Annotated in this window: 26 protein-coding genes and 1 pseudogene; 14 read left to right on the plus strand and 13 right to left on the minus strand. The window is 71.9% G+C overall.

The annotated features are described in order from the left end of the window. Positions 1–40: 40 nt before the first annotated feature. A complete protein-coding gene (locus DXZ73_RS07890; RefSeq protein WP_116210297.1) occupies positions 41–1,228 on the plus strand; it encodes a DUF5005 domain-containing protein in 1,188 nt (395 codons plus the stop codon). On the opposite strand, the gene DXZ73_RS07895 is transcribed toward DXZ73_RS07890, so the two are convergent. The 3 genes and pseudogenes from DXZ73_RS07895 to DXZ73_RS07905 all read right to left on the minus strand — a co-directional run. After that, positions 1,204–3,909: an AfsR/SARP family transcriptional regulator gene (locus DXZ73_RS07895; RefSeq protein ID WP_116210298.1), complete on the minus strand. Its 2,706-nt coding sequence runs from the start codon at positions 3,907–3,909 to the stop codon at positions 1,204–1,206. The genes DXZ73_RS07890 and DXZ73_RS07895 overlap by 25 nt on opposite strands. 192 nt (positions 3,910–4,101) lie before the next feature. Then, positions 4,102–5,211 (minus strand): alpha/beta hydrolase, encoded by a 1,110-nt coding sequence (locus DXZ73_RS07900; protein WP_116210299.1) that lies wholly within the window; start codon positions 5,209–5,211, stop codon positions 4,102–4,104. A 158-nt stretch (positions 5,212–5,369) separates the two neighbouring features. Further along, positions 5,370–6,044, minus strand: a pseudogene (locus DXZ73_RS07905) (NADPH-dependent F420 reductase); the annotation flags it as partial. Positions 6,045–6,240: 196 nt separating this feature from the next. On the opposite strand from DXZ73_RS07905, the gene DXZ73_RS07910 reads away from it, so the two are divergent. Continuing rightward, positions 6,241–6,690 carry a MarR family transcriptional regulator gene (locus tag DXZ73_RS07910; RefSeq protein ID WP_116215484.1) on the plus strand — a complete coding sequence of 150 codons (450 nt, stop codon included), beginning with the start codon at positions 6,241–6,243 and terminating at the stop codon, positions 6,688–6,690. Positions 6,691–6,763: 73 nt separating this feature from the next. Here DXZ73_RS07910 and DXZ73_RS07915 read toward each other — a convergent pair whose 3' ends face one another. Next, a complete protein-coding gene (locus DXZ73_RS07915; protein ID WP_116210301.1) occupies positions 6,764–6,997 on the minus strand; it encodes a hypothetical protein in 234 nt (77 codons plus the stop codon). A gap of 177 nt (positions 6,998–7,174) precedes the next feature. Here DXZ73_RS07915 and DXZ73_RS07920 point away from each other — a divergent pair, with 177 nt between their 5' ends. After that, the gene (locus DXZ73_RS07920) at positions 7,175–7,882 is read left to right on the plus strand and encodes an AAA family ATPase (RefSeq protein WP_116210302.1); all 708 of its coding nucleotides are present in this window, start codon (positions 7,175–7,177) and stop codon (positions 7,880–7,882) included. An 84-nt stretch (positions 7,883–7,966) separates the two neighbouring features. Beyond that, positions 7,967–8,488: a DM13 domain-containing protein gene (locus tag DXZ73_RS07925; RefSeq protein WP_116210303.1), complete on the plus strand. Its 522-nt coding sequence runs from the start codon at positions 7,967–7,969 to the stop codon at positions 8,486–8,488. A gap of 28 nt (positions 8,489–8,516) precedes the next feature. Here the strand turns inward: DXZ73_RS07925 and DXZ73_RS07930 are convergent, their stop codons facing one another. Together DXZ73_RS07930 and DXZ73_RS07935 are read right to left on the minus strand one after the other, a co-directional pair. Further along, on the minus strand, positions 8,517–9,059 hold the full coding sequence (locus DXZ73_RS07930; protein ID WP_116210304.1) for a hypothetical protein: 543 nt from the start codon (positions 9,057–9,059) through the stop codon (positions 8,517–8,519). Positions 9,060–9,258: 199 nt separating this feature from the next. Next, the gene (locus DXZ73_RS07935) at positions 9,259–9,939 is read right to left on the minus strand and encodes a ScbR family autoregulator-binding transcription factor (protein ID WP_116210305.1); all 681 of its coding nucleotides are present in this window, start codon (positions 9,937–9,939) and stop codon (positions 9,259–9,261) included. Positions 9,940–10,127: 188 nt separating this feature from the next. Here DXZ73_RS07935 and DXZ73_RS07940 point away from each other — a divergent pair, with 188 nt between their 5' ends. The 6 genes from DXZ73_RS07940 (at position 10,128) to DXZ73_RS07965 (ending at position 15,202) form a co-directional block, all read left to right on the plus strand. Further along, a complete protein-coding gene (locus DXZ73_RS07940) occupies positions 10,128–11,354 on the plus strand; it encodes an aromatic acid exporter family protein (RefSeq protein WP_116210306.1) in 1,227 nt (408 codons plus the stop codon). 310 nt (positions 11,355–11,664) lie between these two features. Then, positions 11,665–12,198, plus strand: coding sequence for a hypothetical protein (locus tag DXZ73_RS07945; protein ID WP_116210307.1), 534 nt, complete (start codon positions 11,665–11,667; stop codon positions 12,196–12,198). Then, positions 12,183–13,340, plus strand: a complete 1,158-nt coding sequence (locus DXZ73_RS07950) for an MAB_1171c family putative transporter (RefSeq protein ID WP_162890106.1) — start codon at positions 12,183–12,185, stop codon at positions 13,338–13,340. The genes DXZ73_RS07945 and DXZ73_RS07950 overlap by 16 nt, the downstream gene beginning before the upstream one ends. A 67-nt stretch (positions 13,341–13,407) precedes the next feature. After that, a complete protein-coding gene (locus DXZ73_RS07955; RefSeq protein ID WP_116210309.1) occupies positions 13,408–13,716 on the plus strand; it encodes an MTH1187 family thiamine-binding protein in 309 nt (102 codons plus the stop codon). 153 nt (positions 13,717–13,869) lie between these two features. Next, a complete protein-coding gene (locus tag DXZ73_RS07960) occupies positions 13,870–14,307 on the plus strand; it encodes a CBS domain-containing protein (protein ID WP_116210310.1) in 438 nt (145 codons plus the stop codon). A 265-nt stretch (positions 14,308–14,572) separates the two neighbouring features. Then, positions 14,573–15,202 (plus strand): hypothetical protein, encoded by a 630-nt coding sequence (locus DXZ73_RS07965; RefSeq protein ID WP_116210311.1) that lies wholly within the window; start codon positions 14,573–14,575, stop codon positions 15,200–15,202. 79 nt (positions 15,203–15,281) lie between these two features. Here the strand turns inward: DXZ73_RS07965 and DXZ73_RS07970 are convergent, their stop codons facing one another. The 5 genes from DXZ73_RS07970 to ligD all read right to left on the minus strand — a co-directional run bounded on the left by DXZ73_RS07970 (position 15,282) and on the right by ligD (position 19,407). Next, positions 15,282–15,959, minus strand: a complete 678-nt coding sequence (locus tag DXZ73_RS07970; protein WP_116215485.1) for an AIM24 family protein — start codon at positions 15,957–15,959, stop codon at positions 15,282–15,284. 70 nt (positions 15,960–16,029) lie between these two features. Further along, entirely contained in the window at positions 16,030–16,230 is a 201-nt protein-coding gene (gene iscX / locus DXZ73_RS07975) for a Fe-S cluster assembly protein IscX (RefSeq protein ID WP_116210312.1), read from the minus strand. 88 nt (positions 16,231–16,318) lie between these two features. After that, on the minus strand, positions 16,319–17,482 hold the full coding sequence (locus DXZ73_RS07980; RefSeq protein WP_162890107.1) for a hypothetical protein: 1,164 nt from the start codon (positions 17,480–17,482) through the stop codon (positions 16,319–16,321). Between the two features lie 345 nt (positions 17,483–17,827). Then, on the minus strand, positions 17,828–18,223 hold the full coding sequence (locus tag DXZ73_RS07985; protein ID WP_240351262.1) for an SH3 domain-containing protein: 396 nt from the start codon (positions 18,221–18,223) through the stop codon (positions 17,828–17,830). Positions 18,224–18,375: 152 nt separating this feature from the next. Next, on the minus strand, positions 18,376–19,407 hold the full coding sequence (gene ligD / locus DXZ73_RS07990; protein WP_116210314.1) for a non-homologous end-joining DNA ligase: 1,032 nt from the start codon (positions 19,405–19,407) through the stop codon (positions 18,376–18,378). Positions 19,408–19,521: 114 nt separating this feature from the next. Here ligD and DXZ73_RS07995 point away from each other — a divergent pair, with 114 nt between their 5' ends. After that, the gene (locus tag DXZ73_RS07995; protein ID WP_116210315.1) at positions 19,522–20,583 is read left to right on the plus strand and encodes an ATP-dependent DNA ligase; all 1,062 of its coding nucleotides are present in this window, start codon (positions 19,522–19,524) and stop codon (positions 20,581–20,583) included. A gap of 28 nt (positions 20,584–20,611) precedes the next feature. On the opposite strand, the gene DXZ73_RS08000 is transcribed toward DXZ73_RS07995, so the two are convergent. Continuing rightward, a complete protein-coding gene (locus DXZ73_RS08000) occupies positions 20,612–21,271 on the minus strand; it encodes an NADPH-dependent FMN reductase (protein ID WP_116210316.1) in 660 nt (219 codons plus the stop codon). Positions 21,272–21,282: 11 nt separating this feature from the next. Continuing rightward, the gene (locus DXZ73_RS08005; RefSeq protein WP_275898614.1) at positions 21,283–23,118 is read right to left on the minus strand and encodes a glycosyltransferase family 2 protein; all 1,836 of its coding nucleotides are present in this window, start codon (positions 23,116–23,118) and stop codon (positions 21,283–21,285) included. Between the two features lie 273 nt (positions 23,119–23,391). On the opposite strand from DXZ73_RS08005, the gene DXZ73_RS08010 reads away from it, so the two are divergent. The 3 genes from DXZ73_RS08010 to DXZ73_RS08020 all read left to right on the plus strand — a co-directional run bounded on the left by DXZ73_RS08010 (position 23,392) and on the right by DXZ73_RS08020 (position 25,452). Next, complete coding sequence (locus DXZ73_RS08010) at positions 23,392–24,210, plus strand: ATP nucleotide 3'-pyrophosphokinase (RefSeq protein ID WP_116210318.1); 819 nt, start codon at positions 23,392–23,394, stop codon at positions 24,208–24,210. Between the two features lie 172 nt (positions 24,211–24,382). After that, positions 24,383–24,712, plus strand: coding sequence for a putative quinol monooxygenase (locus DXZ73_RS08015; RefSeq protein ID WP_116210319.1), 330 nt, complete (start codon positions 24,383–24,385; stop codon positions 24,710–24,712). A 152-nt stretch (positions 24,713–24,864) separates the two neighbouring features. Then, on the plus strand, positions 24,865–25,452 hold the full coding sequence (locus tag DXZ73_RS08020; protein WP_116210320.1) for a sugar O-acetyltransferase: 588 nt from the start codon (positions 24,865–24,867) through the stop codon (positions 25,450–25,452). Positions 25,453–25,515 lie beyond the last annotated feature (63 nt).

The following is a 25,515-nucleotide window of genomic DNA, read 5'->3' on the forward strand; positions in this document are numbered from 1 at the left end:
GTGGCAACCCCGTGGGCGTTCGCTCGTTGGGACTGGCGTCATGCGAACTCCCCGTCCCCTCCCCCGGCTGCGCTCCCCCGGGCTGCTGGTCTGCGCTCTCGTCGCGACCTGCGCGTTCGTGCCGTCCGTGGCGCGGCCGCCGGAGGTCACCCGGGTGCGGGCGGACGCGGCGACGGGCGACGCGTTCGGGAGGTACGCCGAGCGGGTCCGCGCGCCGGGGCACTGGACCGGCGGCGACAGCACGTACTCCGTGCCGGTGCCCGGGGGCGAGCTGTGGATCTTCTCCGACACCTTCCTCGGCACCGTACGGCCCGACGGATCGCGCTCCCCGGTCACCGACGACGGCGGTTCGACGCCCTTCGTCCACAACAGCTTCGTCCGCTGGGACGCCACCGGACCGCACACCGTCACCGGGCGGGACGCGGCCGGTGGACCCGCGTCGATCGTGTCGGGTGCGGGGCCCGGCGACTGGTACTGGTCGCGGGCCGGCATCCCCGACGGCGGCGGGGTCGAGGTGGTCTACGCCCGCTACGCACGGACCGGGCCCGGTCCCCTGGACGTGGCCTGGCGGGGCAACGCGCTGGGCCGGTTCGGCCCCGGCGGCATGTCCCGGCCGCGGTCGCTGACCCCGCTGCCGTCGTCGGCCGGCATCTCCTGGGGCGCGTGGCTGTCCAGGGAACACGGGCACACCTATGTCTACGGCACCGAGAAGGCGCGCGGCCCCGGCAACCATCTCCACCTGGCCCGGGTCCCCGGGTCGGACCTGCGCGGGCCCTGGCAGTTCTGGACCGGCCACGGCACCTGGTCCGGCGACGAGCGCCGCTCCGCCCGGCTGTCCGGGCCCGACGGGACCGCGCTGCGCGCCTCCGACGAGCTGAGCGTGGTACGGCACGGCGGCTGGTACGCGCTGTGCACCCAGCGCGCGGACCAGCCGTTCAGCGCCGAGGTGCAGCTCGCCTGGTCCCGTACGCCCAGCGGGCCGTTCACCCGCCCCCGTACGGTGTTCACCGCCCCGGAGGCAGGGCCGACGGGCACCTACCGCAACCGGAACGTCTTCGCCTACAACCCCCATGAGCACCCGGAGCTCGAACGCCGCGGCGAGCTCGTCGTCTCCTACAACGTCAACAGCCTCGTCCCGGACGACGTCATCCGTCGCGCGGACATCTACCGGCCCCGCTTCCTGCGCATGACACTCGGCCACGCTCAGACGGCACCGCCCGCGTCCTGACGCGGTGTCCGGGACTGCCAGGGCGGCGGCGTGCCGGCCTCGGAGGCGCCGATCACCGCGAGGAGACCGTGCGGGCACGGTGCCGCGCTGTGGTGCCCGGCGGCCTGCGCGTGGTCGGCGCGCTCCCGCGCGATGCGCCCCAGGGCGTTCCCGGCGAGGGCCTCGCCATCGGTGTCGGCGTGCCGGTGACAGACCGTCCGGGCGGCGGCCGCGACGCGCACGGCGTCGTCGAAGCGGCCGAGCCCGGCGAGCACCCCGGCGATGCCGAGGGATTCGACGGCGGCCCCGGCGGGGTCGCCGAGTCCGTGCCGGATGTCGGCGGCGGCCATGAAGCAGGTGATCGCGTCCTCGTGCCGGCCGCTGTGGGTGTGGCAGGCGCCGAGCGCCGCGTGGATGTGCGCGTGCAGGGCGCGGGGCAGCTCGTGCGTCCCGCACAGCTCGCGGGCCCGCAGCAGTTCGGCGAGGGCGGGGGCGGTGGAGCCGGCTTCCAGCAGCAGTCCGCCGAGGACGAGGCGGACACGGGCCTCGCCGGAGTGGTCCCGGCGCTGCCGGACGGCGTGCAGGAGCGCGTTCGCGGCACGGGCCAGTTCGCGGGCGGCCTGCCCGGACCCGTACAGCAGGGCGGCGCCCAGCAGGAGTTCGCCGACCGGGCGCAGGTCGAGGCCGGGATCGGGTTCCCCGGCGCACTGGACGATCAGTTCGGCGATGCCCCGGTGTTCCACCCGTACGGGGCCCGGCGCGTCGGGGGTGTCCGGCGTGTGGAGTCCGGCGCGGCGTGCGGCGGCCGGGCCGAGGGCGGCGGCCGTGGCGGTGCGGTAGTGGCGGACGAGCCGGTCCAGCGCGCCGGTCCGGTCCGCGCCGAGGCCGCGGGCGAAGTCGCGCAGGAGCGTGTGGAAGCGGTAGCGCTCGGGGGCGGGGGTCTCCAGCATGGAGGCGTCCGCGAGCGATTCGGCGAGGTCCTCCGCCGCGTGGCGGGGCAGGTCGAGCACGGCGGCGACGGCGTCGACCGGCAGGTCGGGGGTGGCGGGGACGGCCAGCAGCCGGAAGGCGTGGGCCTGGGCGGGCGCCAACCGGTCGTAGCCGAGGCGGAAGGTGGTCTCCACGGCGAGGTCGCCGGTGCGCAGGACGTCGAGGCGGCGCCGGTCGTCGGCGAGGCGGTCCAGGAGTCCGGCGAGGGTCCAGTGCGGGCGGTTGACGAGCCGGGCGCCGACGATCCGGACGGCCAGGGGGAGGTGGCCGCAGGCCGCCATCAGTTCCCGCGCGGCGGTCTCCTCCGCCCGCACACGGCCCTCTCCGACGATGCCGGTGAACAGCCGGAGGGCCTCGGCGGGGCCGAGTACGCCGAGTTCGGTGGAGCGGGCCGTGGTCAGGGAGGTGAGCCGGGCGCGGCTGGTGACCAGGACGGCGCAGCCGGGTGCGCCCGGCAGCAGCGGCCGCACCTGCCGGGCGTCCCGCGCGTTGTCGAGGACGAGGAGGACCCGGCGTCCGGCGAGGACGGAGCGCAGGAGGACGGACCGTTCGGTGAGCCCGGTGGGCAGTGCCTCGCGGGAGAGGCCGAAGGCCCGGAGGAAGGAGCCGAGGATCTCCTCGGGCGGGACGGGCCGGCCGGCCTCGCCGTGCAGGTCGGCGTAGAGCTGGCCGTCGGGGAAGCGCGGGGCCAGGGAGTGGGCGAGGTGGACGGCGAGCTCGGTCTTGCCGACGCCGCCGAGGCCGCAGACGGCCACGACGGGCGTGGCGTCGGGGGCGAGGAGGGTCTCGCGCAGCGCGGCCGTCTCGGCCCGCCGCCCGACGAAGTCGGCCGATCTGGAGGGGAGTTGCCGGGGTGCGGGCGGGGGCGCGGGCTCGGCCGGCGGGGTGGCGGCCGGCTCCCCGAAGGAGTGGAGTGGCGACGCCGCGAGGTCCGCGGAGTCGGTGGGCAGGGCGAGGGCGGGGTCCGCGGCGAGGATCCGGCAGTGCAGTTCCCGCAGCTCCGGGCCGGGTTCGACGCCGAGCTCGACGACCAGGGTGCGGCGCGCGGCGGCGTACGCGTCCAGGGCCTCGGCCTGGCGTCCGGCGCGGTAGAGGGCGAGCATCCGCAGCTGGGAGACGCGCTCGCGCATCGGGTGCTCGTCGGCCAGCTCGGCGAGCTCACCGGTGATCCGGTCGTGGCGGCCGAGGTCCAGCTCGGCCGCCAGCCGGGCTTCGAGGAGTTCGAGGCGGCGCTCCGACCAGCGGGCGCGCTGCCGTTCGGCGTACGGGCCGGGGAGGCCGGGCAGCGCCTCGCCGCGCCACAGCGCGAGGGCCTGGCGCAGGGCCGTGAGGGCCTCTCCCGTACGCCCGGCGGCGCGGTGGCGGGCCGCCTCCGCCGCCAGGCGCTCGCACTCCGCGGAGTCGAGGTGCCCGGGGGCGGTCACGACGCGGTAGCCGCCGGCGTCGGGGCCGAGCGTGCCGTGCCCCAGGACCCTGCGCAGCCGGTAGGCGTAGGTGCGCACGGTGCCCAGGGCCGAGGGCGGCGGCCGGTCGCCCCAGAGGGCGTCGACGAGTTCCTCCGCCGAGACGGTCGTGCCGCCGCGCAGGAGCAGCACGGCCAGGACGCAGCGCTGCTGGCGCGCGCCCAGCGGCAGTTCCGTGCCTCCCCGCCAGGCGCGGACCGGCCCGAGGACGGTGAAACGCAACGGATCCGCGGGTTCTGCCCCACCCATGCCCAAAGCCCCTATTCGCACAAAGATTCCCTGATCACAGGGTAAGTGCCGGTGAGCGATCCGGGCGGGAGCCGTCGTGCGACGGACGGTTCCGGCCGCCCTCGCAGGGGGCGCCGTGGTGCGCGACGCCCCCTGACAAGCGGAAAGCCGCGAGACCGGGCGTGGTCTCGCGGCTTCGGGAGGGGCGCTGCGTCAGGAGGCCGGGACCGGGCCCTCCAGCTGCTCGCTGATCCACTGGATCGGCCCCTGGCCCATGCTCGGGACGTAGGTGTACGCGTCGTGCTTGCCGCCCTCGATCACCTTGACGTCGGTGTGCACCGGGCCCTTGCCGTAGGTGGCGACGAACTTCTTGACCCCGTTGATCGTGATGGGGTCCTCCCGCGTGCCGTACTGGAACGCGATGTAGACGTCCGGGCCGCCCTTGGCGATGAGGTCCTTGGCCAGCAGCTCGGGGTTGTTCTCGTCCATCTCCTTCTGGTGGCCCTTCCACAGCGGGGAGTCGGGGACGATGTCCGGGCCGGAGGCGATGGCCGCCTTGAAGCGGTCGGGGTGCTTCAGAACGGCCTTCATGCCCGCGAAGCCACCGGAGGAGGAGCCCATGAAGGCCCAGCCGTCACGCGACTTGATGGTCCGGAAGTTCTGCTTCATCAGGTCCGGGACGTCGTCGGTGAGCCAGGTGCCCATCTTCGGCTGGTTGGGAATGTCGCTGCCGTCCCAGTAGGTCCCGTTGTTCTTCGGGTTCAGCACCGGCATGGCCAGCAGGAAGGGCTTGCTCTTGCCCTCCGCGTACCACTTGGAGATGGACGACTGGAGCTTGAGGTTGGTGCCCATCCAGTAGTTGTCCGGGAAGCCGGGGCCGCCGGGCAGGGCGACGAGGACGGGGAAGCCGCTGTTCGCGAACTTGGGGTCCCCGTACTCCTTCGGGGCCCAGACCCAGACCTTGCCCGTGAAACCGGACTTCTTGCCCTCCAGGGTGGTCACGGCGATGTGCGTGCCGTCGCCCAGGGTGTTGACGTTCTTGAACTCGGCGGCGGGGCCGGTCGGCATCAGGACCTTGGAGTCCGCCGCGGGCTGGGCGCCGTTGTTCCCACCGGCCTGACCACCACTCCCGGCGGGCGCCTGCTGGCCGAAGCTGACCTTCTCACCCTTGTCGGAGAACGGCCCGATCTTGAGGTAATCGAGAACGCCTCCGGTGATCAGCCCGAGTACGGCTATGGACGCCACAACGATGGTCCATCGTTTGGCGCGGGATGCACGGCGGTGGCCCCGGGACTGGTAGGCCCCGGAAGGTGAGTGCGTCATCGCGTCGCTCCGGATGATGCTGCTGCCCCGAAGGACATGATGGTCTGTTCCGTCCTACTGGAGCGCCGAAGCCCGCCGGGGGTTCCCGCCGGAGACCGTGACCTTGGTCATTCTGCCCGACGGGCCGGAAGGTCCGGCCCGTCCGGCCCCGCGAAAGGTCAGGCGCGCCACTCCGCCGTGCGCTCGGGGGTCGCCGCCACGAGAAGCTTGCGCACCGTCTCCGCGTCCGCCGCCTCCCCGTACACCGGCGTCCCCGGCTGCTGGCGCCAGGAGTCGTCGAGACCGCCGGTGTCGACCGTGTCGAAGCCCAGGTCGTCGAGGAGGGCCCGGACGACCTGCTTGGCCTCCGGGTCGTCACCGGCCACGGGGAGCGCGACCCGGCCGGGGTCGCCCTTGGGGCGGGGGCGGTCGAGCAGGTCCTGGGCGTAGGTGCCGTTGAACGCCTTGACGACGGGACGCCCGAGGTGCCGCTCGGTCCAGCGGCTCTCCGTCAGCCCCTCCTCGATCTCGGCGATGCGGCCGTCGCGCTGCTGGGGGTAGTAGTTGCCGGTGTCGATGACGACCAGGTCCTCGGGGGCGTCGGCGAACAGCCCGGCGGGCAGGCCGGGGATGTTCTTGAGCGGGATGGTGACGATGACGACACGCGCGCCGCGCGGGGCCTGCTCGACGGTGACGGGGGTGGCGCCGGTCTCCTCGGCCAGTTCGGTGAGGGTCTGCGGGCCGCGGGAGTTCGCGACCGCCACGTCGTGGCCGACGGCGGTGAGCCGGCGGGTGAGGTTGCCGCCGATGTTGCCCGCTCCGATGATGCCGATCTTCATGTGACGCACCTTCCGTGTCGCGCTACGGGGTAGGCCGGCGGGTGTCGCGGAACTCCGGCCGTCACGGGAGTAACACGGGGCGCGTACGAAGTGTTTCCGCTTCCGGACGGGAAACTCGGGCGGAAAAAGCGCCTTGACCTCAACCTTGCTCGAGCTTCTACGGTGATCGCATCAGCGAGGCGGGCGAGGAGAAAGAGGAGCGGCTGTGACCATGAAGGAGTACACCCGGGAGGAACTGGCCGCGCAGCCGATCGGCCACTGGAGCGGCGAGGCCTACCGTGCCGTGGTCGGCCGGCTCCGCGCCGAGCTGGCCGTGGAGGAGCTCACCCAGCCGCACTGGTGGACGCTCAACCACGTCGCGGGCGCACCGGGCGCGTGGGACCGCGCGCGACTCACCGAGCGGCTGCGCCCGTTCGACGACCTCGGGATCGACTTCGAGGCGGTCTACGACGACCTGTTCGCGCGCGAGTGGATGAGGGAGGAGGCGGGGCGGCTGACGCTCACCGCCGACGGCGAGGCGGGCCGGATCCGGGCGGCGGAGCGGAACGGGCGGGCGCACGAGCAGATGCACGCGGGGATCGGGGCGGAGGAGTACGCGGCCACGGTCGATGTGCTGCGGCGGATGGTCGCCAACCTCGGTGGCGACGGCGACCTGCCGTAGGGCGTTGCCCCGGCCCTGCCGACAGGTGCAGGACCGGGGCGCGCGGTGACCGTTCCCGGCGCGGGGCCGGTTCTCAGCGGTGGGTCAGGCGGAGCGAGGCTTCGCTGTCGGGCACCAACTTCCCTTGCTCGATATGGCTCGTGAGGGCCTCGCCCACGCCCTTGATCTTGTGGATGCCGTTGGCGGGCAGCCGCTTCGGTGCGTCGCTCAGCCGGGCCAGCTGGGACACGGGGTCGTCCGCGTGGGCGGTGGGGGCGAGGGCCAGCGCCGAGGCGGCGAGTACGAGAACTGCGGAAATGCGCTTCATGTCCTGGTAAACGGATATTCCTGCGGCAGGTCACTGCCCCACGGCCGCGAGCACCGGACGGGCTGAAGCGCGCGTGCGGTCCGCACCGCCGGACCCGTCCGGCTGTCGACGGCGCGTCAGATCCCATGGCGACCGCCCGTGCGAAGCTGTGGTCAACAGTTCGGGCAGGGGGCAGTGATGAGTGATTCGGGCAGGTCGGGCACGGCCGGCAGGGAGGCGGCGGGGAGTCTGCGGCCACTCGGCCTGGTGGACTTCCGGGGATCGGGCGGCGCTCCCGCGCTGCTGTCGTATCCGCCGGGCGCCGTGGTCGTCGTGTCGGGCCTGCCCGGCAGCGGCAAGAGCACCCTGCTGCGCCGCTGGTCGGCGGCCGCCACCGCGGTGGATCCGCGCGATGTCCACGAGGCGTGCGAGGCGGTGATGCCCGCAGCCCTGCCGTACGCGGTCTACCGGCCGTGGGCACGGCTGGAGCACGTCCGGTGGCTGCGCGCGGCGGTGCGCACCGGGGACCCGGTGCTGGTGCACGACTGCGGCAGTCGCCCGTGGTTGCGGCGGTGGCTCGCCCGGACCGCCGGACGGCGGGGCCGCGAGCTGCATCTGGTGCTGCTGGACGTCGGGGCGGCCGAGGCGCTGGCGGGCCAGGACGCCCGGGGCCGGTGGGCTCCGGGCCGGGTCTTCGCCCGGCACGACCGGCGGCTCGGCCTGCTGCTGCGGGCGCTGTCCGGCCCCGGCGGGGCGGGCGCCGTCCCGGAGGCGGCCTCGGTCGTCCTGCTCGACCGGGCGTCGCGGCAGCTGGTGGCGGCGGTGGAGTTCCGCCCTGCCGCCCCGGGCGTTCCCGGACCGCGGACGGCACCCGCCCCGGCACCCGCGCTCCGGGAGGGCGCGTAAGACTTTCGTCATCGGCGTCCCGGATCGCATCCGCCGCCGTGGCCCGTTGGAACCACTGACAGCACATGGCTTCAGGAGGACGAGATGGGACGCGTACGACGGATGCTCGGCAGGCCGGTCGTGGTGGGGTTGCTGGTGGCCGGGCTGGTGGCGGTCGGCGCGGGGGTGGTCTGGTTCCAGCCGTGGAAGCTGTGGGTGGACACCACGGTGCGGGAGACCGTGCCCGCGGCGGCGGACGGGCCGGGCCGCGGCCCGCGGACCCTGGCCGTGGGCGAGCTGATCAGCCATGAGCACAGCACGAGCGGCACGGTGCGGATCCTCGAACTGCCCGACGGCACCCGCACCTTGCGGCTGGAGAACCTCGACACCAGCAACGGCCCGGACCTGCGCGTCCTGATCACCGACGCCCCGGTGAAGGAGGGCCGGGCCGGCTGGTACGTCTTCGACGACGGGGCCCACCGCAGCCTCGGCTCGCTCAAGGGCAACAAGGGCGACCAGAACTACGCCCTGCCCGCCGGTCTGGACCTCGACCGGTTCACGAGCGTCAGCATCTGGTGCGACCGCTTCGACGTCTCGTTCGGCGCCGCCGGGCTCACCCGCGTCTGACACGTGGCCCGGCGGCGTCGGTCATCGGTCAGGAGCCCACGACCACGGTAGTGGCGGCGACCGGGGCGGTGCCCGATATCGAGCAGGCGACGGTGATGCCGAAGACGTGCACGGTGGCGGCGCCGGGCGAGAACGTCGCGGATCCCGCGCTGTCCAGCTGGGCCGACGCCTTGCCGCCGGTCACCGTGACCGGGGTGCCGCTCGGGATCGTGTCGGCGTTGCCGAAGCCGGTGGCGGTGACGCTGCCCGTCGCCACGCCGCCGAGGTCGAGGGTCAGCTCCCCGCTCACGCTGCCCGCCGGGAGGTCGATGGGGGCGGTGAGGGTCGTGATCACATCGACGGTGAGGTCCGCGGTGCCGCCCTGCTGGACACTGGCCGGAGCCGTCACGGCGATGCTCAGGGACTGGACGCCGCTGGGGGCGCCCGGTCCGGTGCAGGTGTACTGGACGGCGACGGTGTCGGCCAGGGCGGGCGGTGCGGCGAGCCCGACGCCGACGCCCGCGAGGACGACGGCCATGGCCGCCCCGGTGATCGTCCGGGTGCGGCCGGGGGGTCTCTTGGTCGTACGCATCGTGTGCTTCCTTCCTGTCCGGGGTGGGGGTTGCCGGACGGACACGAAAAGCCGAGTGACGTGTACGCGTCATGGGTCCCACGACCTGACCGAGAAGTCAACAGACGGAACGGAGAGCCAACCGGTCGGTTTTCCGCCCTGCCCCAGGCACACAGAAGGCCGGGCTGCCTCTCCCGCGGCCCGGCCTTCTGTCGACAGGTCAGCGCCGAAGGGCCTGCCCGTCGCCATCTGCGGCCGCCAGCGCCTGCGCCTTGTGCGCCTCCCAGATCCGGCCGCCGCGGTCCGGGGCGGTGTCGAGCCGGCCCAGGACACCGGGCACGGCGATGCTCGGCAGGAAGCAGTCGTAGAGCATCGCGATACGGTCCTCCAGCGTGTCGCCGTCGCTGACCGCCGCCGTGGCGACGATCTCCACACCGGTCCACGCGCTCACGAACAGCATCGAGATCTGCCGCGGGTCGACGTGCGGCAGCAGCTCGCCCCGCTCCTTGGCCACGGTCAGCATCTCGGCGAGATAGTCGATCCAGCCCGCCCACGACGTACCGAACAGCTCCCGCGCCCTGCGGTCGGCGGACAGCCGGATCGGGGCACTGAGCAGCGGCTCCCGCGGCAGCCGGTGGGCGAGCACCATCCCCACGTCCACCCACTCCTGGAGCTTGGACTCCTGCGGTATGACGCCCTCGGTGGTGATCGCCGCGTCGAGCACCCCGCGCGCCAGCTCCTCCTTGGACGCGAAGTGGAAGTACAGCGCGCCCTTGGTCACGCCCGCCCGTGAGAGGATCTCCGCGATCGTCGCGGACTCGTACCCGAACTCGTCGAAGACGGCGCCGGCCGCTTCCAGGATCGTGCGGCGGGTCTGGATCGCCCGCGCCTGCTTCGCCACGAGGGCACCTCCTGTGTCGGACGAAGATCAAACCGGCCAGTTCGTATCTTATAATCGGCCGTTGAACCGCCCGGCGCCGTCCCTGGACGCTATCGCGTACGGGAACCGGCCCGGTGACGGGCGACCGCCCGAGTGGCGCGACGGCCGATGGGGTGTCCGGGGTGGTGGTGAGGGGGAAGGGGCACAGGGTGCCCGCGCTCTCCGACCCTCTGACGACACTGGTGCGGCGCGGCCGGGAACCGGCGGTCGTGCAGACGGTGCGCTCCACGCTGGCCGCGGTGATCTCCTATGTCGTGGCCCTGTGGCTCAGCCGGGAACCGGCGCCGCTGACCGCGCCGCTGACCGCGCTGCTGGTGGTGCAGGTGACGCTGTACGCCACGCTGACCACCGGCATCCGCAGGGTGAACTCGGTGGTGGCGGGCGTGCTCATCGCCATCGGCTTCAGCGTGCTCGTGGGGCTGACGTGGTGGAGCCTCGGGCTGATCATCCTGGCGTCGCTGGTCATCGGCCGGTTCGTGCGGGTGGGGGAGTTCGTTCCCGAGGTGGCGATCAGCGCGATGCTCGTGCTCGGCGTCACCCGGGTCGCGGAGACCTCCTGGGACCGGGTGCTGGAGACACTCATCGGCGCGGTCGTGGGGATGCTGTTCAACGTCCTGTTCGTGCCGCCGGTGTGGGTGCAGCCGGCCGGGGAGGCCATCGAGGACCTGGCGGGCCGGATGCGCCGGCTGCTCCAGGACATCGGCGGCGAGATCAGCGGTCACACCTCCGTCGCCCAGGCGGCGGCCCGGCTGCACGAGGCACGGAAGCTGGACCACGACATCGTCGAGGTCGACGCCGCCCTGCGGCAGGCGGAGGACAGCCTGCGGCTCAACCCCCGTGTACGGGAGGGCCTGCTGTTCCGGGTGGTGCTGCGGACGGGGCTGGACGCGCTGGAGATCTCGGCGGTGGTGCTGCGGGTCACCGCCAGGACGCTGACCGACCTGGCCAAGGAGCGCACCGACGAGCCGCTGTTCCCACAGGACGTGGCGGCGGCGCTGGAGGAGGTCTTCGACCGGCTCGCGCGGGCGGTGGAGAGCTTCGCGGTGGTCATCACCACCCAGGTGACGGCGAACGCGCAGGACGCGGAGGCCCGGCTTGGCCAGGCGCTGACCGCCGGGCGCGCCGCCCGCGACCGGGCGGCCGACCTGCTGCTCGACAAGGTCCTGGAGCATCCGCGCCAGTGGCAGCTGCACGGAGCGCTGCTGACCGAGGTCGACCGGATCCTGGACGAGCTGGACGTGGAGAAGCGGTCGCAGCGCCTGGTGGAGGAGCTCGACCGCCGTTCGCAGGAGCAGCGCGAACGCCATCCGGTGCTGGAAAGCCTCAAGCGCCGCCTGCGCAGCAGCCGTTCCGGCCGCCGCAGCACCCTGGGCTGAGCCGCCGCCGGGCGCGGCGCGGGGAATACGGGCGACATTGCGCGAAGTTGGCGTGACCATACGGACCGTAACGGTCAACTATGGCCCAGGACCTGGCAGGAGGCGTCGTGACGATCTACGATCGCACCGGCCGTGGCACAAGCGCGAAGGGGCTCGTGATGCTGCCAGTGACTGTCCGGGGGAAGAGGCAGCGAGGGAGCCGCACCGTGCGCACGCCCGGCCGCCGTTCTCTCGCGGTGGCACCGTGACGCGCCGCGGCTACCGGGTTCTGTGTCCCCCCGTCCCGACCCTTCCTGGAGAGCCGACCGAGATGCACTGGAGGCGTCTGCGCCGTCGATGTCAGCAGGTCATCGGCGGCATTCCGATCCCCGACCCGTTCTCCGCCCAGGAGCTGTGCGCCCGGCTGGCGGTCGAGCGCGACCGGCCGCTGCGGCTGCTCGCGCTGCCCACCCCGACGGTTCCCGGCACTCCGTCAGGACTGCTGCTGGCGGTGGACACGGAGGACTTCATCCTCTACGACGCGCAGACCAGTCCCCTGCACCAGGAGCACATCATCGTGCACGAGATCGGGCACCTGGTCTGCAACCACCGCTCGGCGGTGGACGACCGGGAGCTCCACCGCCACCTCGACATCGGCGACCCGCGGTCCGTCCGGCAGGTGCTGGCCCGCATCCGCTACGGCGACGAACAGGAGCAGGAGGCGGAGATGATCGCCACCCTGATCCTGGAGGCCGCCGGCCGGGTCCCCGCGCCGACGCTGCTGTCGGGGATGCTGGGCGGGCTGGAATCGGCCATGGGGCTGCGGACGGGTCATCGTACGGGGGCGTCGTGTTCCGCTGGTTAGACCAGCCGTGGGTGGAGAACGGCGGCATCGTCGCGCTGTGGGCGGTGGCGGTCGTCCGGGCTCCGCAGGGCATCCGGCACCGTGAGCAGCGGCCGTTGTGGTTCGCGATCGTGATGATCGCGCTGGCGATGTCGATGCATCTGGACCCGGTCACCGCCGTGCTGTCGCGGCTGATCGCGGACGCGCACTGGATCGACCTGTCCACGCATCTGTTCAGCATCGTCGACGCGGCCGCGGTGCTGTGGTTCATCTTCGGCGCGGCGAGCAGACAGCGCCGTACGGCACCGGTGTTCGGCGCGGCGCTCGCGGTGATGGTGACGCTGGTGCTGCTGGACCTCGGCGGGCCGGCGCACGCCCGCAACCAGATCGCCCCGTCGCGGGACATCGCGAGCGTGCCGGACGCCTACTGGTGGGTGTTCTTCGCCTTCCACCTGACCGCCGACACCACGTGCGGCATCGTGTGCTGGAGCTACGGCCGCAGACCGGGCACGCCACGGCTGCTGCGCCTCGGGCTGCGGCTGTTCGGCACGGGCATCCTGCTGGCGTCCCTGCTGTGGGTGCTGAAGCTGTTCTACCTGCAGACGCGTTCCACGGCCTTCGCCCCGCTGTTCTCGCCGGTGACCGGCGTGGAGGCGGCGTTCATGGCGGTCGGGGCGGCGCTGCCCGTACTGGCCCGGACCCGGGACCACCTGCGGGACCGCAGGTCGTACCGCGGGCTGGACCGGCTGTGGCAGGACCTGACGTCGACCACGCCGGACGTGGTGCTGCGGCCGGGCAACCGGCTGGGCGCGGCGGCGGTGCCGCTCCAGCTGCTGCTCTACCGCAGGGTCATCGAGATCAGGGACGCGATGATCGTGCTGCGGAACTACGTGCCGCCCTCGACCCTCGGCGTCGTCCGTACACACGTCGCGGGCCAGGGCGTGCCCGAGCCCCTGGTCGACGCGCACGTGACGGCGTGCTGGCTGGCCGCGGCCCTGCACGCCAAGCGCTCCGGGCTGGACCCGCAGGCGCAGACGGCCAATCTGGCGGGCCCCGGGGCACAGGATCTCGCGGAGGAGATCGGCAGCCTGCTCGAGGTCGCGTCGGCGTACCGGTCACCGGCCGTGCACGCCTACCGGGCCTCACTGGGCGGCCCGGCCTGATCCGGTTCCCGCCCCGTCCCTCTCTCCGTCTCTCCGTCTCTCCGTCTCTCGACAAAGGAAAAGCACTGTGCTCATCTCTTTCACGCTGACGCCGCTGGGCGTCGGGGAGTCCTTCCCGGAACACATCGCGGACGCGGTGAAGATCATTCGCGAGTCGGGGCTGCCGACCCGCTCCAATGCGATGTCCACGATGATCGAGGGCGAGTGGGACGAGGTGATGGACGTCGTCAAGCGCGCCACCGAGGCCGTCGCCGCCAGGGCGCCGCGGGTCCAGCTCGTCCTCCAGGCCGATCTGTGGCCGGGGATGGAGCGCCCGCTCGACGGCAAGGTCGAGCTCATGGAGCGGCACGTGCCGGACGGCTACGCCGCGGGGTGACGTCCAGCGTGGCGGCGTTGGGCCATCCGTGTTGCGATGGAGGAAGTGGAGGGCCCTCCGGCCGGTCTGTTCACGGCCCGGGGCCCAAGGGGCCGCCGGACGCGGCCCGGCACACACCGTCGTCGTGCGCGCAAGTCAGGAGCGATCATGGCTATGAGAAAGCAGCTCAAGGCCCGCGAGATCATGTCCGCGGGCGTGCAGTGTGTCGACGAGCAGCAGTCGCTGGCCGACGCGGCGGAGATGATGCGCGACCTGGCGGTCGGCTGCCTGCCCATCTGCGGCTCCGACAACCGCCTCAAGGGCCTGATCACCGATCGGGACATCGTCGTCAAGTGTGTGGCGGAGGGCCATGACCCGGCAGGCATGAAGGCCGGTGAGCTGGGCTCGCAGCTGCACTGGATCGACGCCGAGGCGGACGCCACCGAGGCGCTGGAGACCATGGAACGGCACCAGATCAAGCGTCTCCCGGTCATCGACGTCCGCAACGACCACCGCCTGGTCGGCATGATCACGGAGGCGAACCTCGCGAAGAACCTCAGCGACGAGCAGATCGCGGAGTTCGCGGCGAGGGTCTACGCGGCCGCCCACTGACCCGTCCCTGACGGGCTTTCGGCTGATCGGCCGACAGGGCGTCACCCCCGTACCGGACGGCCCATCAGCTGCCGAAAATGTGACTGGCATCCCGTCAAGGGGCCGTAAACACAGGTGGAATGGAGGGTGGGCGGGGTTTCTGACGGAGGGAAAGACGGTGCGGGAAGCGGCCGCGGGACACCCCCTTGGCCGCTGTCCGATTGCGGGGTCCCGGAGGCGGCCGCAAGGTGATCGTGAAGATCCCTCCGCTCCAAGGAGTACGTCAATGCCCGCTCCTCGCACCACCGGCCTCGTCCTCGTCAGCGCAGCGTGCGGCACCGTCGCCCTCGTCATGACGACCACTCTGGCGACGCCCGCACCCGCGGCTCCCCCGCACATCACCAAGGCCGCGGTCACCGCGCCTGTCGTACCGGCGGCGCCCGCCGCACATACCGCATCCGCCGTTCCGGCACCCGACGCGCTGCGGCGGGCCGCCGCGGACGGCATGAAGGCCATCGACACCAACGTCGTCACGGCGGCGGCCAACACGGCCGCGCAGAGCTGTGACGCGGCGCAGCCGGCGCCCCAGAAGGACATCCGCAACTGTGCCGCCGTCAAGCAGCAACTGGCCGCGCTCACCACGGCACGGGCCGCGCTCCAGAAGCAGTCGACGGCCGCGGCACCCGACGTCAACGCCATCGCGGGGGCGACGACCGAGGCCGTCGGGGCGACGGCGCAGCTCGCCAAGGACGACATCGGCATCGCCCCGGACACGCGCAACGTGAACGGGATGCACTTCGGCGGTGGCCTGCTGACCGTGGCGACCCGACTCGTCGGCGGCCTCGTCGGCGCCCTCAGCCCCTTGGCCAACGGCCTGTCGTTCCTGGTCAGAGGCCTCCTCGAAACCCTGCTCTGACCGCCGACCCGGAAGCGGCGGCCCCGTACGGCTGGACCCGACGGGACAGCGACGGGGCCGCCCCGGCCCTCACACCCGGTCAGTGCCCGCCGGTGCGCTCCGGCTTGGCCTCGCTGGGCCGCACGATGACGTGCCCCTGCCCCTCCAGCTTCAGCTGGACCGCCTCGCCCGATCCCCCGCGCAGCATGGAGCCGAGGCTCTGCGAGCGGTGGAGGGAGGTGTGCAGGTCGTTGGTCCAGCCGACGACGGCGTCGGTGTCGACGAAGACCGGGGCGCCGGGGGCGACGGGGATGACGATGGGGTTGCCCTCGCAGATGACGCCCAGCTTGCCGTGGCCGGTAAAGACGGAGTTGAAGATTCCGCCGCCGGTCATGCCCGCGCCCTTCACGACCTTGATTTCGTAGGAGAGGGTGGGGTCAAAACAGAGGACGTTACGTCCGTTGATGGTGAGGCTCTGCCCCGGCGTGATGTCCGCGATGAAGCAGTTGGCGGCCTCGTGCGCGAACCACACGTCGCCCTGCCCCTTCACGGTCATCAGCGCGAGGCCCTCGCCGGTCATGGCGCGCTTGAGGAACTTCCCCACGCCCTGACCGAGCTTCTCGAACTGGAGGTTGCCGCGGAAGGCGACCATCGCTCCCTGGCGCGCGTAACACTCGCCCTGGACGACGTACTTGATCGACTTGGCGTTCTGGAGGGTCATGCCCGGCGCGGTGGCGGGCATGACCATGTTCTCGGCGGCGAAGAGGTCGCTGTGCATGAGGAGCATGATCCACGGCAGCCCGCCGATCGGCAAAAAGCGGCCCCACCAGGGAGGACGGGGCCGGCGGTCAGCCCATGCCCATCCGGTCGAGCCAGGCCAGTTGGATGGATTCGAGGATGCGCATGTTCACCCGGGTGGGGTCGCCGCTGAAGCCGCTCAGCCCGGCGACCCGGTCCCGGAGGTCCAGGAAGTCGACCTTCAGGGGCTCCACGGCGGGGTGCTTCTCGGCGAGACCCGCGGCGATCCGATCGATGTCAGTCCACTGCATGGGCCGAGTGTGTCCCACGCGGCCCGCTGGGTCCAGGCCACCACCCGCCGCTCTTCCCGCCCACCCGGCGCGGCGGAAGGCCGACGCCTCAGCGGGCGGCCGCGGGCGGCGCGCCCTGGAGGGTGCGCAGGTGCGTGCGGACGTGGTCGGCGGCGCCCGCGCCACCGGGCACCCGCTCCCACAGGGCGAGCAGTTCGGCGGCCAGGCCGGGCGCCTGCTCACCGCTGTGCTGCCAGCAGTAGTGCGCCCGCTTCACCGCGGCGACCGCCTCGGCGTCCCCGGCCCCGCCGCGCTCCAGCCGCGCGTGCGCGGCCGACATCCACAGCTCCGCCGCCCGGCCGTGATCACCCGCCAGCCGGGCCAGGTCGGCCCGCACTTCCGTCCAGAGCCCCGCTTCCGGGCTGTGCGGACCGTACTGACGCAGCGCCTGCTGCTCCCACGCCGCGGCCATCGCGGCCGCCTCGTTGTGCCGCCCGGCGCGGGCGGAGGCGAGGATCCCGGCCAGCAGGTCGTCCTGCACGGGCACCGCAGGGGCGGGGGCGGGCACGGCGTCGGCGGGCGCGGCCGGTGAGGGCTCGGCCCGGGGCGCCGGCACGGCGTCGCGCACCGGCGCCGCCGCGGGTACGGGATCGGGGTGGGACGAACGGGCCCGGTGGGCGGCGTTGTTCAGGACCGGTCCCGGCGCGCCGTAGGCCAGAGGCAGCACTTGGCCGGCCGGCCCCGGCTCGGCGAGCGCCCATTGGTGCACCGCCGCCACGTCCACGGCGGGCCCCGCGCCCGGACTGCCCGCGCGCAGCGCGCCGAGGAAGCCTCGGGTGTACGGTCCCGCCTCCTGCGCGGGTGCGGGCGGAGCGGGGGTGACGGCACCGAACAGCGCGATGCCTTCGGACAGTTGCCCGCTCTCCGCGGCGGACACGACCTTCGGCCAGGTGGCCGCGTCGGCCTCGACATCGGCGACCAGCAGCGCCGGACCCGCGTGCGCGCCGAGTGTGCGCGTCAGCCATGACCACGGCAGTCCCGTATAGCGGACGTTCCCGGGGGTGCTGCCCGACAGGGCGAGGTGCACTTCACCGCCGCCACGGCGCGAGGAGGACGCCATCAGGCGCCCGGTCACCCACACCAGCAGCGGGCCGGGGCCCGCGGCGGCGTGCTGGAGATAGGCGAGCACGCTCTGCTGTCCGGCCGCGCCGGGGAGTTGGACGACGTCGACCGCGTCCGCCGCCACCAGCCCCCGTGGATCCGCCCCCACCACTGCGTGCAATGTCGGATTCGGCACCGCACCACGACGCCGGTCAGGCGTGCCGTCCAGCAACAGCACACAACCCCGACTCGGGTGATTCACAGCCCACATCCCTCCGGCCTGCCAGTGCATCGACCGCGCTCCCCCAGCCGCACCCCCGCCACCCCGGGCGGCACGGGGAGGCAACAGCAACTGTAGAGGCCATGGCCCCCGTCGGGGGCGGGATGCCCCACGGCCACCGCGCCCGGGACGCGCCCAAATCCGGCCCCTGCTACCGGAATCGGTGCGATCCGGGCGCGACGGCCGCAGCCAGGAGGGGCGGCGGCGCCGCGCGCCGCCGCCCCCGCCCGAACCGCGTCAGCCCATCGCGGCCCGGACGGTCGGACTGTCGTCCAGCGCGGTGCGGTTGATGTCCCGGCAGAGCGGGACGGCGCCGTTGCTGGTGACGTACGACGCGTGCACCCAGGTGGGGCGGTCCTTCAGCTGGTACCACACGTTGTTGCCGCCGACCTCCTGTGCGCGGACCTTGCAGCGCAGTGCGGCCTTGGTCCCGCGGGCGAGGGTGGACCGTACCGCGGAGTCGGTGCTGGGGTAAGCACGCTCGTTGAGGCCCGTCGTGCTGCTGACGGTGCCGTACGGCTTGCCCGGTACCGGGACCGGCGCCGACGCCTGTACGGGCGTGGCGGCCAGCATCCCCCCGGCCAGCACGGCCACCGAGAATGCCACGCCACGGGCCACGAGTGTCTGGGTCATAAACAGCTCCCTGTTGTCCGGAGTGGATAACGCACTGCCCAATTTCCCACCCCTCAAGCAGCAGTAAACCGGAATAAACACAGACAAACCCATCCAGACCTCATGGTCGCCCGGACCGCGCCCCTCCGCCCCGCTCCCGCCGGGCGCCCGGCTCAGCCGCCGGGCTCGGCCGGCGGCGCCCCCTTGCGGGCGCGGCTGGGCTGGACCCGCTTCGGCTCGCCCCTCATCTTGGGGTGCTCCGGCGGATACGGCAGATCGCCCAGGCCGTGGTCGCGTTCGTCGCGGTCCGCGAGCTCCAGCGCCGCCTCCAGGCCGCAGGGCCGGTCCTCCATGCCCGCGTGCACGTCCCCCACGTCCGCGTAACGGGCCGGCATGCTGCCGAGGTCGAAGTCCTCCGGCACGGCGCTCGGCACCTCCTCCCACAGGAGGGGCGCGGACACCGGGGCGTGCGGACGGGGCCGTACGGAATAGGCGCTGGCGATGGTGCGGTCGCGCGCGGTCTGGTTGTAGTCGACGAACACCTTCTCCCCGCGCTCCTCCTTCCACCACTTCGTGGTGACGGTCAGCGGTGTCCGGCGTTCCAGCTCACGGGCGACGGCGATGGCCGCGCGCCGCACCTGGACGAACGTCCACCGGGGCAGGATCGGCACGAACACGTGCAGGCCCCGCCCGCCGGAGGTCTTCGGCCAGCCGAAGAGCCCCAGCTCCTCCAGCACGCCGCGCAGATCGAGGGCGGCCCGTACCGCGTCCGCGTACGACGTGCCGGGCTGCGGGTCCAGATCGATGCGCAGCTCGTCGGGGTGGTCGGTGTCGCCGCGCCGCACCGGCCAGGGGTGGAAGGTGAGGCACCCCAGGTTCGCCGCCCACACCACGGCCGCGACCTCGCCGGGACACAGCTCGTCGGCGTAACGGCCGCTGGGGAAGGCGATCCGGCCGGTGGGGATCCAGTCGGGGAGGTTGCGCGGCGCACGCTTCTGGAAGAACGACTCGCCGTCGACCCCGTCCGGATAGCGCTCCAGCGTCGTCGGCCGGTCCCGGAGCGCGCGGACGATTCCGTCCCCGACGGCGAGGTAATAGCGGGCCACGTCGTATTTGGTGAAACCGCGCTCCGGGAAATACACCTTGTCCGGGTTCGACAGCCGCACGACCCGTTCACCGATGGTGAGTTCCATTGCCTCGCCCATGCCCTCACGCTAAGCGCGCCCCCGGCGCACCACAACACACCGCGTCCGCTTCCGCGTACCCGGCCGCGAGGGGCCGACGGGCGCGGGGATCCACGAGCCCGCACAATCGCCGTCATGGAACTCCCCGTCATGCCGCCGCTGCGGCCGATGCTGGCGAAGACGGCGTCGGCCATTCCGCCCGGCATGCAGTACGAGGCGAAATGGGACGGCTTCCGGGCCGTCGTGTTCCGCGACGGCGACTCCATCGAACTGGGCAGCCGTACCACCAAGCCGCTGACCCGCTATTTCCCCGAGGTCGTCCGCACGCTGCTCGCGCAACTCCCGCCGCGCTGCGTCGTGGACGGCGAGATCGTCATCGCCCGGGGCGGCCGCCTGGACTTCGACGCCCTGCTCGAACGCATTCACCCGGCCGCTTCTCGCGTCACCCACTTGGCCGAGGTCACCCCGGCGAGCTTCGTCGCCTTCGACCTGCTCGCCCTCGGCGACGACTCGCTGCTCGACACCCCGCAGCACGCCCGCCGCGAGGCGCTCGCCGCCGCGCTCCGCGGCGCCTCGGCGCCGCTGCACCTCGCGCCGGTGACCCATGACCCGGCCGTCGCCCAGGCGTGGTTCGAGCAGTTCGAAGGGGCCGGTCTGGACGGTGTGATCGCCAAACCGCCGGACCTCCCTTACCGGCCCGGCGAACGCGTCATGATCAAGGTCAAGCACGAGCGGACCGCCGACTGCGTGGTCGCGGGCCTGCGGCTGCACAAGAGCGGTCCCGTCGTCGGCTCCCTGCTGCTGGGGCTGTACGACGCGACGGGCCGGCTCCAGCACGTCGGCGTGTGCGCGGCGTTCCCCATGCGCCGCCGCCAGGAGCTGATGACCGAGCTGGAACCGCTGCGCATGGAAAGCGCCGAGGGCCACCCCTGGCAGCAGTGGACCGACCCGCAGGCGCAGGCCACAGGGAGGCTGCCCGGCGGCCCGTCCCGGTGGACCGGGACCAAGGACCTCTCCTGGCTCCCGCTGCGTCCGGAGCGGGTCTGCGAGGTCGCCTACGACCACCTCCAGGGGGACCGCTTCCGCCACACCACCCAGTTCCGCCGCTGGCGTCCCGACCGGGAACCCGGACAGTGCACGTACGCACAGCTGGAGGAGACGGTCCGCTTCGACCTCGCCGACGTCCTCGGCGGCTGATCACGCGGCCGTACGGGCTGGTGGCGGGTCAGTCCTGTGCGCGCTGGGTGACCTCGGCGTTCGTACGGTCGCCGAGGAACTCGTACCAGCGGCGCCGCAGGCATACGTAGCGGGTGTCCGCCTCCACCAGCTGGAGGAACGCGGCGACCGCCTCGACCAGCCGCTCGTGGAGCCCGCTGTCGGTGAGGTCCCCGCTGTCGGTGAAGCCCTCGTGCGCCTGGGCGAGGCTGAACATGTCGGGGTAGACGCGGGTGCCGAGGTGTTCGAGCGGCACGCGCAGGGCCCACAGGCCGCGGTTGCCGCCGACGAGAGAGGGCGACGCCGAGACCAGCAGCGCGTGCTTGTCCTTGAACGGCTGCGGCCGGATCCGGGACACCCAGTCGATGGCGTTCTTGAGCCCGCCAGGGACCGAGGCGTTGTACTCCGGTGAGGCGATCACGACCGCGTCACTGAGCCTCAGCCGCTCGCTCAGCGCCAGCGCCCCGGGAGGCAGACCCTCGGCGGCCTCGATGTCGCCGTCGTACACCGGCATGGCGAACTCCCCCAGATGGGCGAGGCCCACGGTGGCCCCGGCCTCCTGGACCAGCCGGGCCACCAGCGCGGCCAGACGGGCGTTGAGCGAGCCGGCCCGGAGCGAGGCGCCGAGGACCAGTACGCGCATCGGCGGGGGCGAAGCGTCGGTGACCATACGAGCCCTCCTCATGGTGATCCCGCGTCCAGCGTCCGCTCTTTCACCCCGCTCCGCACGCCCACCGGGCTGCGCTCACCCACCCGGCCACCCACCCCCGCCGACTCCACACCACCCTCATCCCTCACCACCGGCACCGCACCACCCCCCACACCACCCCGCAGGCGGCCCACCCACCAAAAACACAACGGACCCAACGCCGTCACCAACGCCAACCCCGCCCACACCCGCATCACCACAAAATCATGACCCCACACCACCGACGCCACCAGACACAGACCAAACACACACGCCCACCCCACATGCGTCCGAAACGTCCCCACACAATCCCCCGACACCGCACCCCCCTTCGGCGTCACCACAAAACCCGACCGCCGCCGCAACAACGCCTGCCCCAACGCCCGCGCATACAACGGAGCCGACACCGCCGACATCACCATCCCCGCCACACCCGACGACCCCACCGGCTCATGCGGCGACACATTATGACGACGATTCACCACATACAACACCACCTGCAACACCAAAGCATCCCCATACAACATCAACCACACCGGCCACGACACCCCCAACCCCGCAGCCCCCAACCCCAAAAACAACACACACGACACCCCACCCAACACCCACGTCAACGCAGCCATCGGGTAATACGCAACCAACAACCCATAATTCCACAACCGCCCCCACGACAACCCCCACACCGCCCCACCGAACTGACACAACAACGTCTCAAAAGTCCCCCGCGACCACCGCAACTGCTGCGAAAAAAAATCCGTCCACGACGACGGCCCCTCCCCCACCGCCAACACATCCGGCGTATACACAGAACACCACCGACCACCCGTCACCGGATTCCGCCGCCGATGAATCTCCAACCCCGTCGCCATATCCTCCGTAATCGAATCGAACAACCCCCCGATCTGCCGCAGCACACTAATCCGCACACAATTCGAAGTCCCCACGAACATCGCCGACCCATAACGATTCCCCGCCCGCTGCACCAACGCATGAAACAAAAACTGCTGCGACTCCGCCCCCTTCGTCACCCCCGACACATAATTCCCGTACACCTGCGGCCCCACCACAAACGCCACATCCGGATCCCGGAAATACCCGAGCATCCGCTCCAGAAAATTCGGCAACGGCACATGATCCGTATCCACACACGCCAAAAAATCATAACCATCACCATGCGCATCCAACCACGCATTGTAATTACCATGCTTCGTCCGCGCCCGAAAACGACCCGACGGACGATTCCACCGCGCCACCCCCTTACGCGAAAAATGCCGCACCCCCAACCGCGCACACAACGCCCGCGCCCCCGGATCATCCCCCTCATCCAGCAACCACACATCCACCACCCCCTCATACCCCACCCGCACCGCCCCCTCCAACGTCGCCTCCACCATCGACAACGGCTCCTTCCCCGGCACAAAACTCGTACAGAAAGCCACCCGCCACCCCGGCTGCACCCGCACCGGCACCGGATCCCGCGCCACCCACGACGCATGCGCCACCGACACCACATTCACCACACGAAAAACCTCAACCAACCCCACCGACACCAACATCAACCCATCCACCCACCCCAACCACCCACCCCGCACCACCCAATGCACCGGCCACAACAACCACACCAACAAAACCAACGACACCAACGGCGCCCCACACACCAAAAACAACAAACCCCCCACCCCACCCCCCTCCCGCAACCTCCGAAACCCCACCCGGAACACCCCCACCGGCGGATCCACCACCACCCCCGCCAACTCACTAAAACCCACATAGTCATAACCACCCCCACCCCCGGCACCCCCAACACCACCCACACCCCCCGACACCACACCCGCCGGCCCCGGCACCCACACACCACCCACCACAACCACCACCCACTCCCCCCACCGAACCAACCACCACAACCAGCCCAAAAAACCTAACCACCCATCAAGTGATTTATGTGACCATCACACTCATTGCGCACTCATAAACCACCCGTACAGCCCCACTTCGTGGTTACTCGGAGGCGCCTCCCGCGTTGTACCTCTCGCCGCATGCCGTTCGATCCGCGCTTCAGGGAGTGCGGGCGGCGCCCGCCGAGACAAGGACGAAACTCACGAATGATGATCAACCGCACTCTCAACCGCTTCGCGGCCGCCGCCGCGCTGGCCGCCGCGCTCGGCGCCGGCTCCGTCTCGGGCGCCTTCGCGCAGGGGGCGGCGGGGCCTCACCCGGGGCCCTCCGGCACGGTGGTCAAGGCCGGGCGCCAACTGGACGACGACGGCTGGCACGGTGACGGACTGTGGCTCGACGCCGCGGAGAACAGGAAGGTCGACGACTTCCTCTCCCACGCCCAGCGGGCCGAGCAGTCGATCAGCCCCGAGATGAGGGCGGTCGCCCAGGTCAGCCACGCCACCCTGATCGGCTTCGACCAGCGGCTGAAGTCCCCGGACTCGCTCAAGCGCAAGGTCGCCACGTCACTGCAGGCCGAACCCGGTCAGACCGTCGACGCGGCTCTCGCCAGGATCAGCGACTCGATCCGCTACACGCTGGAGTGGCCGGACGGCCGGTACACCCAAGGTGTCGCCGCGGCCTCGTCGATGCTGGCGAGCTGGGGCAACGACAGCACCAAATGGTCCAACACCTGGGGCCGCAGGAACGGCTACAAGGGGATCAACTCCGCCTGGCGCGATATCCGGTCGGGGCACGTCTTCGAGGTCCAGTTCCACACCCCGTCGAGCAAGTGGGCGCAGGAAGTGACCCACAAGCTCTACGAGGAGCAGCGGCTTCCCAGCACTCCCCCCACTCGCGCGAAGGATCTCCAGGAGCAGCAGGGCGCGATCTTCGCGTCGGTGCCCGTGCCCGAGGGCGCGGAGGGGCTCGCGGCCCCCGCCACGCGGCGGCCCGTGGAGGCTCGGACGCTGCCGGCCGAGGGGTAGGGGGCTCCCGCTCGGCTCAATTTTCCGGCAGGGCCGGAATCGGGCCCGTGTCCGCTTCGGCAATCGCCGCCGTCTGCCGCACCGTGGACAACGACACGGGCACTTCCCCGCCCGCCCCTCACCTTCGGCGCCGTATCCACGGCCCTGCCGCACGAGACCGCAGGAGACATCGATGATCTTCATCGTCGTGAAGATGAACGTACGACCCGAGCGCACCAAGGACTGGCTGGAGCTCGTCGACGATTTCACCCGGGCGACGCGCGACGAGCCGGGCAACCTCTTCTTCGAGTGGTCCACCAGTGTCGACAACCCGAATCACTTCGTCCTGGTCGAGGGCTTCGCCTCCCGCGAGGCCGGCGAGGCACACGTCAATTCGCTGCATTTCAAGGCCGCCATGGACAAGATGGCCGATGCCATCGCCACCACCCCGCAGATCATCAGCACCGAGGCGCCCGGCAGCGGCTGGTCCGCGATGGCGGAGCTCACGCCTCGCCACGTGTAGCGGGCGCGCGGCGCCCGGCGGAACACGGGGCCGGTCGGCGGTGATGTGGTCAGCACCGCCGACCGGCCCTTTTCCGTGCGCTGCGGCAAAACTCCTTGACGATCTCCCCGGCGCTCCGGAAACGTGTGCCGATCCGAGGAGAGGACACTCGCGTGGGCGAGAACAAGGAGCGGATGCTGGCCGGGGACTGGTACGTCCCCGACGACGAGGATCTGCGCAGGGAGTCCGAGCGCCGGGCCGAGCTGTGCGCCGCCTACAACACGGCCGCGCGCTCTCCGGTGGAGCGCCGGGAAATTCTAGGACAACTGCTCGGTTCGGTAGGGGAAAGGGTGCGCATCCGGGCGCCTTTCCATTGCGACTTCGGCTCGTACATCAGCATCGGTGCCGATACGTTCGTCAATTTCGGTGCGGTGTTCCTCGACGCCGCGCCCATCACGATCGGCGCGGATGTCCAGATCGGTCCGAACGTGCAGCTGGTGACGCCGACTCACGCGCTGGACCCGGAGCGCCGGCGGGCCGGGTGGGAGCGGGGCCTGCCCATCGTGGTCGGCGACAATGTCTGGCTGGGTGCCGGGGTGATCGTCTGTCCCGGGGTGACCATCGGTGAGAACACCGTGGTCGGGGCCGGGGCCGTGGTGACCAGGGATCTGCCGGCCGGCGTGCTGGCGGTCGGGAATCCGGCCCGTGTCGTGCGGGCGCTGGACGGCCGCGACGCCGTGCCTCCGCCGGCGTCCGGGTGAGCCGGGGCGCCCGCCCGTAGCGGAGGCCGAGGGTTCCGGCCATGTCGCCGCCGTCCGGGGTCC

It is taken from the genome of Streptoverticillium olivoreticuli subsp. olivoreticuli (assembly GCF_003391135.1).
Taxonomy (GTDB): Bacteria; Actinomycetota; Actinomycetes; order Streptomycetales; family Streptomycetaceae; genus Streptomyces; species Streptomyces blastmyceticus.

Excerpts from the sequence above, each read along its gene's own strand:
- DXZ73_RS08010 (WP_116210318.1), top strand. The coding sequence starts at position 23,392 with ATGATGATCAACCGCACTCTCAACCGCTTCGCGGCCGCCGCCGCGCTG.
- DXZ73_RS07915 (WP_116210301.1), bottom strand. The coding sequence starts at position 6,997 with ATGAAGCGCATTTCCGCAGTTCTCGTACTCGCCGCCTCGGCGCTGGCC.
- DXZ73_RS07900 (WP_116210299.1), bottom strand. The coding sequence starts at position 5,211 with ATGACGCACTCACCTTCCGGGGCCTACCAGTCCCGGGGCCACCGCCGT.
- DXZ73_RS07995 (WP_116210315.1), top strand. The coding sequence starts at position 19,522 with ATGGAACTCCCCGTCATGCCGCCGCTGCGGCCGATGCTGGCGAAGACG.
- ligD (WP_116210314.1), bottom strand. The coding sequence starts at position 19,407 with ATGGGCGAGGCAATGGAACTCACCATCGGTGAACGGGTCGTGCGGCTG.
- DXZ73_RS07960 (WP_116210310.1), top strand. The coding sequence starts at position 13,870 with ATGAGAAAGCAGCTCAAGGCCCGCGAGATCATGTCCGCGGGCGTGCAG.
- DXZ73_RS07945 (WP_116210307.1), top strand. The coding sequence starts at position 11,665 with ATGCACTGGAGGCGTCTGCGCCGTCGATGTCAGCAGGTCATCGGCGGC.
- DXZ73_RS07895 (WP_116210298.1), bottom strand. The coding sequence starts at position 3,909 with ATGGGTGGGGCAGAACCCGCGGATCCGTTGCGTTTCACCGTCCTCGGG.
- DXZ73_RS07890 (WP_116210297.1), top strand. The coding sequence starts at position 41 with ATGCGAACTCCCCGTCCCCTCCCCCGGCTGCGCTCCCCCGGGCTGCTG.
- DXZ73_RS08000 (WP_116210316.1), bottom strand. The coding sequence starts at position 21,271 with ATGGTCACCGACGCTTCGCCCCCGCCGATGCGCGTACTGGTCCTCGGC.
- DXZ73_RS08015 (WP_116210319.1), top strand. The coding sequence starts at position 24,383 with ATGATCTTCATCGTCGTGAAGATGAACGTACGACCCGAGCGCACCAAG.
- DXZ73_RS07985 (WP_240351262.1), bottom strand. The coding sequence starts at position 18,223 with ATGACCCAGACACTCGTGGCCCGTGGCGTGGCATTCTCGGTGGCCGTG.
- DXZ73_RS07930 (WP_116210304.1), bottom strand. The coding sequence starts at position 9,059 with ATGCGTACGACCAAGAGACCCCCCGGCCGCACCCGGACGATCACCGGG.
- DXZ73_RS07970 (WP_116215485.1), bottom strand. The coding sequence starts at position 15,959 with ATGCACAGCGACCTCTTCGCCGCCGAGAACATGGTCATGCCCGCCACC.
- DXZ73_RS07920 (WP_116210302.1), top strand. The coding sequence starts at position 7,175 with ATGAGTGATTCGGGCAGGTCGGGCACGGCCGGCAGGGAGGCGGCGGGG.
- DXZ73_RS07965 (WP_116210311.1), top strand. The coding sequence starts at position 14,573 with ATGCCCGCTCCTCGCACCACCGGCCTCGTCCTCGTCAGCGCAGCGTGC.
- DXZ73_RS07910 (WP_116215484.1), top strand. The coding sequence starts at position 6,241 with ATGAAGGAGTACACCCGGGAGGAACTGGCCGCGCAGCCGATCGGCCAC.
- iscX (WP_116210312.1), bottom strand. The coding sequence starts at position 16,230 with ATGCAGTGGACTGACATCGATCGGATCGCCGCGGGTCTCGCCGAGAAG.
- DXZ73_RS07925 (WP_116210303.1), top strand. The coding sequence starts at position 7,967 with ATGGGACGCGTACGACGGATGCTCGGCAGGCCGGTCGTGGTGGGGTTG.